The organism is Sulfuritalea sp. (genome assembly GCF_017302275.1).
Lineage (GTDB): Bacteria > Pseudomonadota > Gammaproteobacteria > Burkholderiales > Rhodocyclaceae > Sulfuritalea.
Window position 1 is genome coordinate 19,905 of the sequence record NZ_JAFLDR010000022.1, and the last position, 15,706, is coordinate 35,610.

Below are 15,706 nucleotides of genomic sequence, written 5' to 3' on the forward strand. Positions count from 1 at the left end.
GCCTTCGGGCGGCTTTTTTCCATTTGGCCGGCGCCTGATCCGAATCAGGATCGGGCGCCCTCTAACCAGCGCCGCAGATGCGCCAGCACCCAGGCCGCATCGTCAAGTACGAGATCGTGTCCGGCTCTCGGATGCACTGCGACCGGTGCGCCCCATTGCCGCGCAAGTCGCAGCGTACAACTTGCATGAACCAGCGCATCGCGCTCGCTGGTTAGCAACAACAGGCGCTCCAGCGGAGGCGCCGATGGGGCGCGGTAGCGTACCGCTGCCATCAATTGGCGCAGGGCATTCTGCCGCGATACCGGATTTTCGCGTCGCCATTGCAGCCATTGCGCGATCACGACATCAGGATCGGCGACAAGGCGCGTGGTCATGCGCAGAATCTCCGCCTCCACCTCGCGCGCGCTGACGGGCAGGGCGAACAGACGCAAAAGGCGTGCGTAATTGGCCGGACGCAGCCGCTGGAAAAACGGGCTGAACGGCTGCAGGCTGGTATTGATCAGCACTGCCGCCGTCAGGTCTTGCGGGTGGCGTTGCGCCCAGGAAACGGCGACCATCGCGCCCAGCGACATCGCCAGCACCCGGCAGGGTCCTGCAATCCGCTGCCGCGCAACTTCGGCATGGCAGAAGTCCGCCATGTCTTCGACGCTGGCGGGACTCGGCCGCGCATTGAGCTTGCCGTTGCCCGGCAGATCCAGAGAGATCACCGGAGCGCCGGCGAAGGCTTCGCCCAGGCGGCGCGGAAAGTCGCCCCAGTGTCGCGCTTCGCGGGTCAGGCCGCGAAGCAGAATCCAGGGCTGCCCGGGCTTCACGCCGCCCGCCCGCCATACCAGCGCTGCATGGCGGCCGCGCGATGCCTTTCACGCGCCTCGCCAGCGGGCAGCCAGAGTGCGCTGCCGCTGGCAGCGCGGGTCATGAATTCCAGCCACGCCAGATGCCGCCGCAGCACGCGCTGGCGACGGTGTTCGATTTGCGGATTGAACATGCCGAGCCGGGAAAACAGTTGCCGCGGATTTTTCTTGACCCACAGCCAGGATCCCATTTCCAGTGTCAATGGCAGGAACAGCCTTTCGGCGTTCTCCAGCGAACGCAAGTAAAGGTAGTCCCACAGGTCACCGTGCGCAAGGTACTGCCGACTCTGTGGCTCGAACACGTAACGATGGTGACTGTGGCTCTGATCCAGAATCTCCAGCAAGGCATGCATTTCCGCCAGATGCGGTATCGGCTGCACCGTGTGCGCATAGGGAAACCAGATTCGATCGCTGAGGCCGAAGCCGGAATGGCAATCGACGGCCATGCTGAACCGGTGGCTGAGCAGTTCGTCGTCGACCACGCGGCACAGGGCGTCGGCTTCGTCCTCCAGGGCGGCCCCGCCGGGCCCCCGGTACCAGGGCAGGCGCGGCCCCAGGCGATGCCCGCCGATCAACAACGGCGTCTTTTCCTTCGCCTCCAGCGGCGCGTTGCGCATCAGGTCCACACCCTTCGGATTGGCCCGCGTGCGCCGCAACATGCCGCCGGGATTGAGCGCGGGAACGAACACCAGCCGCAGCCGATCGAGCTGGTGAAGCAGCGTGGTATCCCAGCGCAGCCTTCCGACGATGCTTTGCAGGTAGGCCAGCACCACCTGGACACCGATCCGCTCCAGGCCATGCACGCCGCCGAATATGCCGATCGCCGGTACGGCTGGATCACGATTTCCAATGGATATGGCATGGATCGGCAGTCGCCGCGAACCGCAATCGACTTCGCGCAAGGTACGTACCTCGATTCCCGGGGCGCCACCAGCAACGATTTGTTCCAGTTCGTCGAGCTCGTCAATATCGTTCCACGTCATCGCCACAGCCCTGATTCAAACCGGATGTATTTCACCGACAGCATAACGCAGGAGTATGTCGGAGGTGCCTCCCGAGCGCGGTTGCGAATGCCATGGTGCAATTTGTCATTTCCGCGCAATCGGGTTGAAACATCGACTGCGTAGGCTGTTCCGACATCGCTCCAACCAAGGTGACCGCCATGAGATTCCTGATCGACCGGTTGTTCGGAGAACTTGACCGCCTGTTCGACGAACCCTGGGTGCTGGTCTGGCAACTCGACGAGTTTTGAGCCCTGGCCACGCCCCTTATCCACGCGAAATGACCTTACCCGCAAGGAGAACACCATGCGCGGCCCGATCGCCCAGCGCTCCCTGGTGCTGGCCAGCGCACTGCTCTGGGGAATGATCGAAGTCCTGGCATTGCTCCGCTCCCGGAGGGCGGACTCTCGCCATTCGCTCCGCAACTAGCGCGGCGAACGACCTATCGGTCGGCCGCGCCGTGCCGCCAGCGCCGACTCCTGACCAAACGAAGCGGTCGCGCGGCGCTGTCGCCACCACACCTGTCATCCGCCTGTCACGAAGGACGCATACCCTGCCGGCCTCGACAACAGGGGAGGACCCGGTGGACTTGATACTGTGGCGTCATGCCGATGCGAAAGATGGCGACGGCCCGGTGCCGGACGCGGAGCGGGAGTTGACGGCGCGGGGAAGCAAGCACGCCCGGGAAATGGCGGATTGGCTGCGGGAACAGAAGCTGGCCAAGGTAACCGTATTGTCCGGCCCCGCCAGGCGATGCATTCAAACGGCGGAAATGCTTGGCCTGCCGGTCAACGTCAAGAAGCAGCTTGGCGTTGGTGCCAGCACCGCCGACCTGCTGGGCGCCGCCGAATGGCCGGATCAGTCCGGCGCGATCATCCTGGTCAGCCATCAACCCGCGCTGGGCCGCCTGGCCGCCGTGCTGCTGGCAGGCAGCGAGGCCGACTGGACCATCAAGAAAGGCGGCGTATGGTGGTTTACCAACCGGGTGCGGGACGACGAAACGCAAACCGTGCTGCGCGCGGTGCGCAATCCCTGACGCCGGCCGCGCCGCGCGACGCGGCGAGGGATTCGATCAGGCGCCGAACGCCCGCCTTACCGAACCCGCGATGGCCTCCGCCTGGCCCAGAACCAGCGCGGCATCGCGCCCCTCGACCATCACGCGCAGCAAGGGTTCGGTACCGGAGGGGCGCAGCAATACGCGACCGCTGCCGTCGAGCGTGGCCTCGGCGGCGCTCACCGCCGACTTGATGCCGCTGTCGGCGGCCCAGTCGAATCCGACCGGCATTTTCACGTTGATCAGCTTCTGCGGATACAGGGTCAGGTCGGCACAGGCATCGGCCAACGTCTCGCCCGTCGCGCGCAGCGCGGCGAGGACCTGCAGGGCGGCGATGATGCCGTCGCCGGTGGTGTGCCGATCGAGGCAGATGATGTGGCCCGAGTTCTCTCCACCGAGAATCCAGCCTTTGTCCTGCATCATTTCGAGGACATAGCGGTCTCCGACCTTGGCCCGGCCCAGGACGATACCAAGGCGACCCAGTGCGTGCTCGAAGCCAAGGTTGCTCATCAGGGTACCGGCCACGCCGGGCACGGCCTGGCTGCGCGCACGATGGCGGGCGATCACGTAGAGCAACTGGTCGCCGTCGTAGAGGGTTCCGGCCGCATCGACCATCACCAGCCGGTCGCCGTCGCCGTCGAGCCCGATTCCGCAGTCGGCCCTGTGCTCCAGCACCGCCTGGCGCAACGCCGCAGGCGCGGTGGCACCGACCTGGTGGTTGATGTTGAGCCCGTTGGGCGCGTCGCCAACGCCGACTATTTCGGCGCCGAGTTCATGGAAAACGTTCGGCGCGACGTGATAGGCCGCACCATGCGCGCTATCGACCACGATCTTGAGGCCGCGCAGGTCGAGGTCGTTGGGAAAGGTGCTCTTGCAGAACTCGATGTAGCGCCCGGCGGCATCGTCGACCCGGCGCGCCTTGCCCAGTTGAGCCGAATCCATGCATGCCATCGGTTGCTCGAGTCGCGCCTCGATGTCGAGTTCCACCGCATCGGGCAGCTTGGCGCCCTGGGCCGAGAAAAACTTGATGCCATTGTCGTCAAACGGATTGTGCGAGGCGGAGATCACCACGCCCGCCTGCAGGCGCAGCGCGCGGGTGAGGTAGGCCACGGCCGGCGTCGGCATCGGGCCGCACAGCATCACGTCCACCCCGGCCGCGGCGAATCCCGATTCAAGTGCGGCTTCAAGCATGTAGCCGGAAATGCGTGTGTCCTTGCCAATCAGTACCGCGGGGCGATCCTGCGGCCGCAGGCTGTCGCGCGCGACCAGTGCGGCCCCGGCGGCATATCCCAGGCGCATGACGAAATCCGGGGTGATCGGCGCCTGGCCGACACGACCGCGCACGCCATCGGTGCCGAAATATTTGCGTCCCATCAGTAATCCTCCACAGCTTGCAATACGGCGACAGCGTCGCGCGTCGCGGCGACATCATGCACCCGAAGAATCCTTGCGCCGCGCAATACGGCAAGCACATTCGCCGCGATGCCGGCATGGACCCGATCGGGCGCCGCGCGACCGGTGATCAGGCCCAGCATCGACTTGCGCGACATGCCGACCAGCAAGGGCAGACCCGGCACCACCAGTTCGTCGAGTCGACGCAGCAGTTCGACGTTGTGTTCCAGGGTCTTGCCGAAGCCGAAGCCCGGATCGACGGCGATGCGGTTGAGCGCAATGCCGGCCGCCTCGGCGGCGGCAACCCGCTCGGCAAGGAAAGCGGCGACCTCGCCGACGACGTCCGCATAGTGTGGATGCTCCTGCATCGTTCGCGGCTCGCCCTGCATGTGCATCAGGCCGACCGCGGCGCGGCTGGCGGCGATCAGTTCCATGGCGCCAGGCGCCCGCAAGGCGTTGATGTCGTTGATCATGTCGGCGCCGGCGGCAAGAACCGCGCGCATTACCTCGGGCTTGACGGTATCGACGGACAGCGGCACACCGCAGCCCTGCAGCCCCTCGATCACCGGCAGCAGGCGGCCGATCTCCATCTGCGTCGGCACCGGCATCGCGCCGGGGCGCGAGGACTCGGCACCCAGGTCGAGGATGTGCGCCCCCTCCTCGACCAGCCGCCAGCCTTGCCCGATCGCGGCAGCGGCATTGCCGCACAGTCCGTCACCGGAAAAGGAATCGTCGGACAGGTTGACGATGCCCATGATGAGCGGACGCTCAGCGTTCAGGACATGGCGGCCGCAGTGAAAGTGCTGGGTCATGAAATGAGAAAGCCGCCGAACTACGAACTATTCGGCGGCAGGTAGCGTGGCGAAGCTATCAGGCCGGCGCCGGCGCTGTCGGCTCAGGGCCCGGCGAGTTGTCGCCGCGAGGGGTTGGAGCCGCACTGGAAGGCTTCGGCGGACGGGGCGGCAGGCCGGCCATGATGTCGTTGATCTGGTCGGAATCGATGGTTTCCATCTCGAGCAGGGCGGCGGTCATGGCTTCGACCTTGTCGCGATTGTCTTCGAGCAGACGGCGCGCCACGGCGTACTGCTCGTCAAGGATGCGACGGATTTCCAGGTCGACCTTCTGCATGGTCGATTCCGAAACATTCTTGTGCGTCGTGACGGAGCGGCCGAGAAAAATTTCGCCTTCTTCTTCGCCATAGACCATCGGGCCCATGATGTCCGACATGCCCCATTGCGTCACCATGCGCCGCGCCAGGTCGGTGGCACGCTGGAAGTCGTTCGATGCGCCGGTAGTCATCTGGTCCATGAACAACTCTTCGGCAATGCGGCCACCAAACAGCACCGTGATGGTGGACAGCAGCCGGGTGCGGTCCTGGCTGTAGCGATCCTCGGTCGGCAACTGCATGGTCAGGCCGAGGGCGCGGCCGCGCGGAATGATGGTGACCTTGTGCACCGGGTCGGTCTTGGGCAGCAGCTTGGCGACCACCGCATGGCCCGACTCGTGGTAGGCAGTGTTCCGGCGTTCTTCCTCGGGCATGACCATTGAACGGCGCTCGGCACCCATCATGATCTTGTCCTTGGCACGCTCGAAGTCTTCCATGTCCACCAGGCGCTTGTTGCCACGCGCGGCGAACAAGGCCGCTTCATTCACCAGGTTGGCCAGGTCGGCGCCGGAGAACCCCGGGCAGCCGCGCGCGAGAACGGATGCGTCGATGTCCGGCGCCACCGGCACCTTGCGCATGTGCACCTTGAGGATCTGCTCGCGGCCGCGGATGTCGGGCAGCGGGACGACGACCTGGCGGTCGAAGCGACCGGGGCGCAACAGGGCCGGATCGAGCACGTCGGGGCGGTTGGTGGCCGCGACCACGATGACTCCGGCCGAGCCTTCGAAACCGTCCATTTCGACCAGCATCTGGTTCAGCGTCTGCTCGCGTTCGTCGTTGCCGCCACCGAGGCCGGCACCGCGCTGGCGGCCGACGGCATCCAGCTCGTCGATGAAGATGATACAGGGGGCCGCCTTCTTTGCCTGTTCGAACATGTCACGCACGCGCGCCGCGCCGACGCCGACGAACATCTCGACGAAGTCGGAGCCGGAAATCGAGAAGAAGGGCACCTTGGCCTCGCCGGCGATGGCCTTGGCCAGCAGCGTCTTGCCGGTGCCCGGGGAGCCCACCAGCAACACGCCGCGGGGAATGCGGCCGCCGAGCTTCTGGAACTTCGAGGGATCGCGCAGGAAGTCCACCATCTCGGTAACCTCCTCCTTGGCTTCATCGCAGCCGGCAACATCGGCGAAGGTGATGTTGTTCGACGATTCATCCATCATGCGCGCCCGGCTCTTGCCGAAGGAGAACGCACCACCCTTGCCGCCACCCTGCATCTGGCGCATGAAGAACACCCAGACGCCGATCAGCAGCAGCATCGGGAACCAGGAAACGAAGATGCTGGTGAGGAAGGACTGCTCCTCCTCTGGCTTGGCGACCACCTTGACGTTGTTCTTCAGCAGGTCGGACACCATCCACAGGTCGGGCGGCGCGTAGGTCGTGATGCGCTTGCCCTCGGTGGTAGTCGCTTCGAGCGTGCGGCCCTGGATCACCACCTTGGTGATGCGGCCCTGTTTGACCTCTTCGAGGAACTGCGAGTACTCGAGCGACCCGAGCGCGACCTGGCGCGTGTTGAACTGGTTGAATACGGTCATCAGGACGATGCCGATCACCAACCAGATCGCCATGCTTTTGAACATGTTATTCAAGTGGAGCCTCTCTTTCCCGCAACCGGGATTACGAATCGAATCATTGTAGTGCCGAATGCACCGCCCTGCAAACCACGAGCCTCAGGCGTTCAAGCACGTTTCCCCCGCGCCAGCAGGTAAATCTCCGCACTGCGATTGCGCGACGCCGCGGGCTTCCTCATCTGCAGGTTGGCGAACTGCTCCTGCAGCGCCTTGCGCAATTCCATGAAACCGTCGCCCTGGAACACCTTGACCAGCATGTCGCCGCCGGGTTTCAGGTGTTGGGCACAAAATTCCAGCGTCAGTTCCGCCAGGAGCATCACGCGCGCCTGATCCACCACCGCGATCCCGGACATATTGGGGGCCATGTCCGACAATACAAGATCGACCTGGCGGCCGCCCAAGGCAGCCGCCAGCGCCCGCAGGACCGAATCCTCGCGAAAGTCGCCCTGGATGAACTCGATCCCGTGCATGGCATCCATGGGCAGGATGTCGAGTGCGATCAGGCGGCCGCCGGGCGCCACGCGCCGCGCCGCGACCTGCGACCAGCTGCCCGGCGCGGAACCGAGGTCTACCACCGTCATGCCGGGCTTGAGCAGTTTGTCCTTGTCGTCGATCTCGGTAAGCTTGAACGCCGCACGCGAGCGCCAGCCTTCGGCACGGGCACGCTGCACGTAGGCGTCATTGACGTGCTCGTGGATCCAGGCCTTGTTGGTCTTGTTCTTCTTGTTGCTTTCCACCTTGCTGCCCAAGTTACAATCCCGCCATGATCGATATCTCCTCCACCCAGCGCCGCGCCTTGCGGGCCGCCGCGCACCATCTGAAACCTGTCGTCTCCATCAGCCAGAAGGGCCTGACGCCTTCGGTGCTGGCCGAGATCGACCGCTGCCTCAAGGCCCACGAACTGATCAAGCTCCGACTCTACGGCATTGACCGGGAAGTACGCGAGGCCCTGTTCCTCGAAATCCGCACGGCGCTCGACTGTGCCGAGGTTCAGCACATCGGCAACCTGCTGGTGCTGTGGCGCGAGAATCCCAAAGAGACCCGCATTGAAAAGTCGGCGCCGGCGGTACGGCGAAAAGCGGAACCGGCGACCAAGAAGCAGGCTGCCGCACGCAGCGAAGCCCGCAGCCAGAAACGTTAACGTCCCCTGCCCCGCTCCTGCAGCACCACCAGTGCAATACCCAGCAGCGACTGCACCAGGTAGAGCACGCTGGAAACCCCGTGCCAGGTCGCAAAACGGCTCCGTAGCGCGCTTTCCATGACCTGGCGTGGCAGAGTATCGGCCTTCAACTGGGCCAGCAATGGCTGCACGCCGAAATGGCCGGCGGCCGCCAGCGCCAACATCAGCACCACGATCCAGAACACTCCCGACTGGATCGCCCGCCATCCTTTGGCGCCCAACAGGTAGAGGAGCAGATAGGCGCCGCAGCCCATTCCGATCCAGGCCGTGTAGGTAAACATCGCGCCCGCGAGGTTGCCGGCCAGGCCGCGATCGGACAACTGGGCAAACAGCACCGGCGCGGCGAGATATCCGATCGCCAGCAGGCTTCCGACCCAGACGGTCACCGCGACGCTGTACAGCGCGGAGAAAAAGCTCCTCATTCAGAGCTTACGAAGAAATCGTCCCCCAAGGGGACTTCCTACGGGGCGTAGCCGCTGGGCCGCAGCGGAGTGCGGCCGGAGCGCAGCTACCCCAATGTACGTTTCTGTACATGAGGGCGAGGCGGGGTTTCGCAAAGCATGCTTTGCGCCGCCGCAGCCGGCCCGCTGTGCAAAGCGGGCCGTGGAAAAGCACCGCCCAAGCCCGGATCCGGCACGCGCAGTAGATTTATTCAAAAGCGCTCAGACGTATTTGACGTCGAGGATTTCATATTCCCGGCGTCCGCCCGGAGTTTGCACCTCGGCCACGTCGCCGGCGAACTTGCCGATCAGCGCCCGCGCCACCGGTGAATTCAGCGAAAGCATGCCGGATTTGATGTCGGCCTCGTCGTCGCCGACAATCTGGTAGGTGACGACATCGCCGCTGTCCGTGTCTTCCAGCTCGACCGTGGCGCCAAACACGACGCGGCCATCGGCATCGAGCGATGCCGGATCGATGATCTGCGCGTTGCCGAGCTTGCCTTCGACCTCCTTGATGCGGCCTTCGATGAAGCCCTGGCGTTCCTTGGCCGCATCGTATTCCGCATTTTCGGAAAGGTCGCCGTGTGAGCGCGCCTCGGCGATTGCCGCAATGACAGCCGGGCGATCGACCGATTTCAGGCGCTGCAATTCCTTGCGCAACAGTTCCGCGCCGCGCAGGGTAATGGGAAATTTTCCGCTCATGCCGGCAACTCTGCGTGGAGGGACTGCAAGGAATAGGTTTCGAGGCCGGCGTGGCGCATTCCTGCGCAGGCGGCCCGGCCACCCTCGATGGTGGTGAACAGCGTCACCTTGGCCCCCAGCGCCGATGTACGGATGGAGCGCGAATCCGCAATCGCGGTGCGCTTCTCCTCGACCGTATTGATGATCAGGACGATTTCACCGTTCTTGATCATGTCGACCACATGCGGCCGGCCCTCGGTGACTTTATTGACCAGGCCCACCGGGATCCCAGCCGCCGCGATCGCGCCGCCGGTGCCGCGGGTAGCCACCAGCGAAAAGCCCAGTTCGTGCAGCTCCCGCGCGACATCGACGGCCTTCGGGCGATCCGCCGGCTTGACGCTGAGGAACACCTTGCCGGATTTCGGCAAGCGGGTACCGGCGGCAAACTGCGACTTGACGAAGGCTTCGCCGAAGGTCCGGCCGACGCCCATCACCTCGCCGGTTGATTTCATCTCGGGCCCGAGGATGGTATCGACACCGGGGAACTTGATGAAGGGGAACACCGCCTCCTTCACCGAGAAATAGGGCGGGATGATCTCGCGCGAAACGCCCTGGTCGGCCAGGCTGCGTCCTGCCATGCAGCGCGCCGCGATCTTGGCCAGAGGCAGGCTGGTCGCCTTGGAGACAAAGGGGACCGTGCGCGATGCGCGCGGATTGACTTCGAGCACGTACACCACGGCTTCGTGGCCGCGACCCTGGATGGCGAACTGCACGTTCATCAGGCCGACCACGTTGAGGCCCTTGGCCATCATCTCCGTCTGGCGTCGCAGTTCGTCCTGGATTTCCGGGCACAGCGAGAACGGCGGCAGCGAACAAGCCGAATCGCCCGAGTGCACGCCGGCCTGCTCGATGTGTTCCATGATGCCGCCGATCAGTACCTGCCTGCCGTCGCACAAGGCATCGACATCGACCTCGGTGGCGTCGTTGAGGAAGCGGTCGAGCAGCACGGGCGAGTCGAAGGACACCTTGATCGCGTCGCGCATGTAGCGTTCGAGATCCTTCTGCTCGTGGACGATCTCCATCGCACGGCCACCGAGCACATAGGATGGCCTCACCACCAGCGGATAGCCGATTTCCGCGGCAAGGCGAATCGCATCTGGCTCCGTACGCGCCGTACGATTCGGCGGTTGCTTGAGGCCGAGGTCGTGCAGGAGCTTCTGGAAGCGTTCCCGATCCTCGGCGGCATCGATCATGTCCGGACTGGTGCCGATGATGGGCACGCCGTTGGCCTCAAGTTCGCGCGCCCGCTTCAGCGGGGTCTGCCCGCCAAATTGCACGATAACTCCCGCGGGCTGCTCGACGTGCACGATTTCGAGGAGGTCTTCGAGGGTCACGGGCTCGAAGTAGAGGCGATCCGAGGTGTCGTAGTCGGTCGACACGGTCTCGGGGTTGCAATTGACCATGATGGTTTCGTAACCGTCCTCGCGCATCGCCAGCGCAGCATGCACACAGCAGTAGTCGAACTCGATGCCCTGGCCGATGCGATTCGGCCCGCCACCGAGGACCATGATTTTTTTGCGTGCGGTCGGTCGCGCCTCGCACTCGTCCTCGTAGGTCGAGTACATGTAGGCCGTCGCCGTCGAAAATTCGGCGGCGCAGGTATCGACACGCTTGTACACCGGGCGGATGCCGAGAGCATGGCGCCGCTCGCGCACCGCCGTCTCGCCGCTGGCGCCGGCGGCCGGATCCTTGCTCGCATTGACCAGCGTGCCGATGCGGCGGTCGGAAAAACCCTTGCGCTTGAGTCCGCGCAGCGTCGCGCGATCGAGGTCGTCCAGGTTCTGCGAACGCATCCAGGACTCCGTGCTGACGATGTCCTCGATCTGCACCAGGAACCAGGGATCGATGCTGGTCAGGTCGAATACCTGCGCCAGGGTGTAGCCCTCGCGGAAGGCCTGGGCGAGGTACCAGATGCGCTGCGGCCCCGGACTCGCCAGCTCGCGATTGATTTCCTCGCTGTCGGCATCGATGTCATCGAAGCCATAGACGCTGACTTCCAGCCCGCGCAGCGCCTTCTGCATCGACTCCTGGAAGCTGCGGCCGATGGCCATGACCTCGCCCACCGACTTCATCTGCGTCGTCAGGCGGTCGTTCGCCTGCGGAAACTTTTCGAAGGCAAAACGCGGCACCTTGGTCACCACGTAGTCGATCGAGGGTTCGAAGGACGCGGGCGTCGCACCGCCGGTGATGTCGTTCTTCAGTTCGTCGAGCGTGTAGCCAACAGCGAGTTTGGCCGCAACCTTGGCGATCGGGAAGCCGGTGGCCTTCGAGGCCAGCGCCGACGACCGCGAAACGCGCGGGTTCATCTCGATCACCACCATCGCGCCATTCTTCGGGTTGATGGCGAACTGGACGTTGGAGCCGCCGGTATCGACCCCGATTTCGCGCAGCACGGCGATGCTGGCGTTGCGCATGATCTGGTATTCGCGGTCGGTCAGGGTCTGCGCCGGGGCGACGGTGATCGAGTCGCCGGTGTGCACGCCCATCGGATCGAGGTTCTCGATCGAGCAGACGATGATGCAGTTGTCCTTGCGGTCGCGCACCACCTCCATCTCGTACTCTTTCCAGCCGAGCAGGGATTCCTCGATCAGGAGCTCCCGCGTCGGACTGGCTTCGAGGCCGCGCTTGCAGATCTCGACGAACTCTTCCTGGTTGTAGGCGATGCCGCCGCCCGAGCCGCCCATGGTGAAGGAGGGCCGTATGATGGTAGGGAAGCCCATGGCGCCCTGCACCTGCTGCGCCTCCTCCATGCTGTGGGCGATGCCGGAACGCGCCGAACCTAGGCCGATGCGCGTCATCGCCTGCTTGAACTTTTCGCGGTCCTCGGCCATGTCGATCGCCTCGCGCGAAGCGCCGATCATCTCGACGCCGTACTTTTCGAGGACACCGTGCTTGGCCAGGTCGAGTGCGCAGTTCAGCGCGGTCTGGCCGCCCATGGTCGGCAGCACCGCGTCGGGGCGCTCCTTGGCGATGATGTTTTCCAGCACCTTCCAGGTGATCGGCTCGATGTAGGTCACGTCGGCCATCTCCGGATCGGTCATGATCGTCGCAGGATTCGAGTTCACCAGAATTACCCGGTAGCCTTCTTCACGCAAGGCCTTGCAGGCCTGCGCACCCGAATAGTCGAATTCGCAGGCCTGGCCGATGATGATCGGCCCGGCGCCGATGATAAGGATGCTTTGGATGTCAGTGCGCTTTGGCATGTTATTTACGCTCCATCGACTGGATGAAGCGGTCGAACAGATAGGCCACGTCGTGCGGCCCCGGGCTGGCTTCGGGATGACCCTGGAAGCAGAACGCCGGACGGTCGGTCCAGGCCATGCCCTGCAGGCTGCCGTCGAACAGCGAGACGTGGGTGACTTTGACGTTCGCCGGGAGAGTCGCCGGATCGGCGGCGAAGCCGTGATTCTGGCTGGTGATCAAGACCTGGCCGGTTTCGAGGTCCTTCACCGGATGGTTGGCGCCGTGATGGCCGAACTTCATCTTCATGGTCTTGCCACCGGAAGCGAGCGCCATCAACTGGTGGCCAAGGCAGATGCCGAAGGTCGGCAGTTTCATGTCAAGGAAGACGCGAATCGCGGCTACCGCGTAATCGCAGGGCTCCGGGTCGCCGGGACCGTTGGAAAGGAATATGCCGTCGGGCCGCAGCGCCAGCACCTCTTCGGCGGAGGTTCGCGCCGGCACCACCGTAAGGCGGCAACCGCGCGAGGCCAGCATGCGCAGGATGTTGCGCTTGACGCCGAAATCATAGGCCACGACATGGAAGCGGGGATTCTCCTGGGCACTGAAACCGGCACCGAGCTTCCATTCACCCTCGTTCCAGGCATAGGGCTTCGCCACGCTGACGACCTGGGCCAGATCCATGCCGGCCAGACCTGGAAAAGCGCGCGCCTGGGCCACTGCGGCATCGGCATCGAGCGTTTCACCTGCCATCAGGCAACCGGCCTGGGCGCCCTTTTCGCGCAGGATTCGGGTCAGCTTGCGCGTGTCGATATCGGCCAGGCCGAGCACATTCTCTGCCCGCAGGTAGGCGTCCAGGGTCTGTTCGCTGCGGAAGTTCGAAGCCAGCAACGGCAGGTCGCGAATCACCAGACCGGCGGCGTGGATGCGCGATGCTTCGCAATCCTCGCGATTGACGCCGTAGTTGCCGATATGGGGATAGGTGAGGGTGACGATCTGCCGCGAATACGAAGGATCCGTGAGGATTTCCTGGTAGCCGGTCAGCGCGGTATTGAACACCACTTCGCCGACGCTGCTGCCACTGGCGCCGATACCCTTGCCTTGAAACACCGTTCCGTCGGCCAAGGCTAGAAGGGCAGGCGGAAAGTGAGGCACGATGAAGCTCCCGGAGCAAGGCGATGCGGCGATAGGAACCGGACACCGCATGTTTCTCATGGCGTCCGGCAAACCTTCGAATTATAGCCTTTTGCGCCGTCAACCGCAACGCGAAGCGGCCTCCGGCATCACTCTGGTTTACTTCAGGCCCAGCACGTCCTGCATGTCGAACAGGCCGTGTTCGCGCCCGCTCATGTACCGCCCGGCGCGCAGCGCGCCTTGTGCGTATGGCATGCGACCGGCCGACTTGTGGGTGATCTCGATGCGCTCGCCGACACCGGCGAAGAGGACCGTATGGTCGCCGATGATGTCGCCGCCGCGTATGGTCGAAAAGCCTATCTGCGCCGCCGGGCGCTCCCCGGTGTGCCCCTCGCGGCCGAACACGGCACACTGGCTCAGATCGCGACCGAGCGCCGCGGCCACCACTTCACCCATGCGCAGGGCCGTGCCGGACGGCGCATCGACCTTGTGCCGATGGTGCGCCTCGATGACTTCCACGTCATAGCCCTCGCTGAGTATGCGCGCCGCGACGTCGAGCAGGCGGAACACCGCATTGACGCCCACCGCCATGTTCGGTGCGAAGACAACGGGAATGGTACGCGCCGCCTCGGCGATCGCCGCCTTGCCTTCCGCCGAAAACCCGGTGGTGCCGATCACCAGGCTGACCTTGTGGCGCTTGCAGGCCTCCAGGTGCAGCATCGTGCCCTCCGGGCGGGTGAAATCGATCAGGCAATCGGACACCGCCAGCGCCGCATCGAGATCGGCGGTGATCCTGATGCCGCAGGGCGTGCCAACCAGTTCGCCGGCATCCTTGCCGATGAAGGGGCTGCTGGCGTGTTCCAGTGCGGCAGCAAGCGCGGCACCGGCATCCTGCTGGATGGCCTCGATCAGGGTGCGGCCCATGCGCCCGGAACTCCCGGCAATGGCATAGCGGATCTTTTCCATGGCTTACTTCTTCTCCGGCGCCGCGGCACCAGTGGCCGCCGGCGCGGGGATGTCGATGACCTGAGCCGCCGGCTTGGGCACGGCAGCCTGCGCACCGTCCTCGGCGACCACGTCGCCGGCAACGCGAGTCAGCTTGTTGTTCTCGAAAAATACGGTCAGAACGCGCTGCTGAACCTCTCCCTGCCCCGGCCGCAGGCGGTACACGTAATCCCAGCGATTGACATGGAACATGTCGGCCAGCGGCGGCGAACCGAGGATGAAGCGAACCTGCTCACGGGTCAGGCCCGGCTTCAGTTGCGCCACCATCTCCTGGGTGACCAGGTTGCCCTGCCGCACGTCGATGCGATAGGGAGACAGCACGTTGGTGATCTGCGGCGTACTGGAACAGGCCGCAAGAAATGGCAACAGCAGGAAAGTTCGCTTCATCGGGAGAATCCGGAAAAACCGCGGGTCGTTAGTGGCCATCGTTGCCGGCTGGCCGCAATGTCGGCCGGAAGGATTGTCGCCATCGGCCCGCGAAAACTATATCATAGCGGGCCACTCGGCCCAGCGCTGCGCGTCCCGCCAATGACCCATCCCGACGACCTCAAGAGCATCGGCCTCAAGGCAACCTACCCGCGCCTGAAGATACTCGACCTCTTCCACAAATTGCAGGATGAAGGTTCGCCGCGACACGTCACCGCCGAGGACGTCTACCGGCACCTGCTGGCCGACGGACTCGACATCGGCCTTGCCACGGTCTATCGCGTCCTGACCCAGTTCGAGCAGGCGGGCCTGTTGCAGCGCCATCATTTCGAGTCGGGCAAGTCGATCTTCGAACTCAACGAAGGCAAGCACCACGACCATCTGGTCTGCCTGCAGTGCGGCCGGGTGGAGGAATTCTTCGACGCGGCAATCGAGAAGCGCCAGCACAAGATCGCCGAGGAGCGCGGTTTCATCATGCGCGAACACGCCCTCTATCTTTACGTCGAGTGCAACAAGGCCGACTGCCCCAACCGCAGGAAGCAGGACGCCTGAACGCCAACCGGTGGTGC

15 protein-coding genes are annotated in these 15,706 nt (G+C 64.4%); 3 read left to right on the forward strand and 12 right to left on the reverse strand.

Annotated elements, in window-relative coordinates; all coding sequences use genetic code 11:
- Positions 1-44: 44 nt before the first annotated feature.
- Entirely contained in the window at positions 45-812 is a 768-nt protein-coding gene (locus J0M27_RS12990; protein WP_294992270.1) for an alpha/beta hydrolase, read from the reverse strand.
- A complete protein-coding gene (locus tag J0M27_RS12995) occupies positions 809-1,834 on the reverse strand; it encodes a M14 family zinc carboxypeptidase (RefSeq protein ID WP_294992272.1) in 1,026 nt (341 codons plus the stop codon). Before J0M27_RS12995 ends, J0M27_RS12990 begins: the two co-directional genes overlap by 4 nt.
- 601 nt (positions 1,835-2,435) lie before the next feature.
- Here J0M27_RS12995 and J0M27_RS13000 point away from each other — a divergent pair.
- The gene (locus J0M27_RS13000; RefSeq protein WP_294992275.1) at positions 2,436-2,888 is read left to right on the forward strand and encodes a histidine phosphatase family protein; all 453 of its coding nucleotides are present in this window, start codon (positions 2,436-2,438) and stop codon (positions 2,886-2,888) included.
- Between the two features lie 36 nt (positions 2,889-2,924).
- Here J0M27_RS13000 and glmM read toward each other — a convergent pair whose 3' ends face one another.
- From glmM to rlmE, 4 genes are all read right to left on the reverse strand, one after another.
- Positions 2,925-4,280: a phosphoglucosamine mutase gene (glmM, locus tag J0M27_RS13005; RefSeq protein WP_294992278.1), complete on the reverse strand. Its 1,356-nt coding sequence runs from the start codon at positions 4,278-4,280 to the stop codon at positions 2,925-2,927.
- Positions 4,280-5,110 (reverse strand): dihydropteroate synthase, encoded by an 831-nt coding sequence (gene folP, locus J0M27_RS13010; protein WP_294992281.1) that lies wholly within the window; start codon positions 5,108-5,110, stop codon positions 4,280-4,282. The genes glmM and folP overlap by 1 nt, the downstream gene beginning before the upstream one ends.
- Positions 5,111-5,168: 58 nt before the next feature.
- On the reverse strand, positions 5,169-7,049 hold the full coding sequence (gene ftsH, locus J0M27_RS13015; protein WP_294992283.1) for an ATP-dependent zinc metalloprotease FtsH: 1,881 nt from the start codon (positions 7,047-7,049) through the stop codon (positions 5,169-5,171).
- A gap of 89 nt (positions 7,050-7,138) precedes the next feature.
- Positions 7,139-7,780, reverse strand: coding sequence for a 23S rRNA (uridine(2552)-2'-O)-methyltransferase RlmE (gene rlmE, locus J0M27_RS13020; protein ID WP_294992286.1), 642 nt, complete (start codon positions 7,778-7,780; stop codon positions 7,139-7,141).
- A 14-nt stretch (positions 7,781-7,794) separates the two neighbouring features.
- On the opposite strand from rlmE, the gene J0M27_RS13025 reads away from it, so the two are divergent.
- A complete protein-coding gene (locus J0M27_RS13025; protein ID WP_294992288.1) occupies positions 7,795-8,172 on the forward strand; it encodes a YhbY family RNA-binding protein in 378 nt (125 codons plus the stop codon).
- Here J0M27_RS13025 and J0M27_RS13030 read toward each other — a convergent pair.
- The 6 genes from J0M27_RS13030 to J0M27_RS13055 all read right to left on the reverse strand — a co-directional run bounded on the left by J0M27_RS13030 (position 8,169) and on the right by J0M27_RS13055 (position 15,098).
- Entirely contained in the window at positions 8,169-8,633 is a 465-nt protein-coding gene (locus tag J0M27_RS13030; protein WP_294992291.1) for a DUF4149 domain-containing protein, read from the reverse strand. The two genes, J0M27_RS13025 and J0M27_RS13030, sit on opposite strands and share 4 nt — an antisense overlap.
- A gap of 240 nt (positions 8,634-8,873) precedes the next feature.
- Positions 8,874-9,353, reverse strand: a complete 480-nt coding sequence (greA, locus tag J0M27_RS13035) for a transcription elongation factor GreA (RefSeq protein ID WP_294992294.1) — start codon at positions 9,351-9,353, stop codon at positions 8,874-8,876.
- Positions 9,350-12,595 carry a carbamoyl-phosphate synthase large subunit gene (gene carB / locus J0M27_RS13040; RefSeq protein ID WP_294992296.1) on the reverse strand — a complete coding sequence of 1,082 codons (3,246 nt, stop codon included), beginning with the start codon at positions 12,593-12,595 and terminating at the stop codon, positions 9,350-9,352. Before carB ends, greA begins: the two co-directional genes overlap by 4 nt.
- Before the next feature lies 1 nt (position 12,596).
- Complete coding sequence (gene carA, locus J0M27_RS13045; protein WP_294992299.1) at positions 12,597-13,727, reverse strand: glutamine-hydrolyzing carbamoyl-phosphate synthase small subunit; 1,131 nt, start codon at positions 13,725-13,727, stop codon at positions 12,597-12,599.
- 138 nt (positions 13,728-13,865) lie between these two features.
- Positions 13,866-14,672: a 4-hydroxy-tetrahydrodipicolinate reductase gene (dapB, locus tag J0M27_RS13050; protein ID WP_294992301.1), complete on the reverse strand. Its 807-nt coding sequence runs from the start codon at positions 14,670-14,672 to the stop codon at positions 13,866-13,868.
- 3 nt (positions 14,673-14,675) lie between these two features.
- Positions 14,676-15,098 (reverse strand): outer membrane protein assembly factor BamE, encoded by a 423-nt coding sequence (locus J0M27_RS13055; protein WP_294992303.1) that lies wholly within the window; start codon positions 15,096-15,098, stop codon positions 14,676-14,678.
- Between the two features lie 141 nt (positions 15,099-15,239).
- On the opposite strand from J0M27_RS13055, the gene fur reads away from it, so the two are divergent.
- Positions 15,240-15,689, forward strand: a complete 450-nt coding sequence (gene fur, locus J0M27_RS13060) for a ferric iron uptake transcriptional regulator (RefSeq protein ID WP_294992306.1) — start codon at positions 15,240-15,242, stop codon at positions 15,687-15,689.
- Positions 15,690-15,706 lie beyond the last annotated feature (17 nt).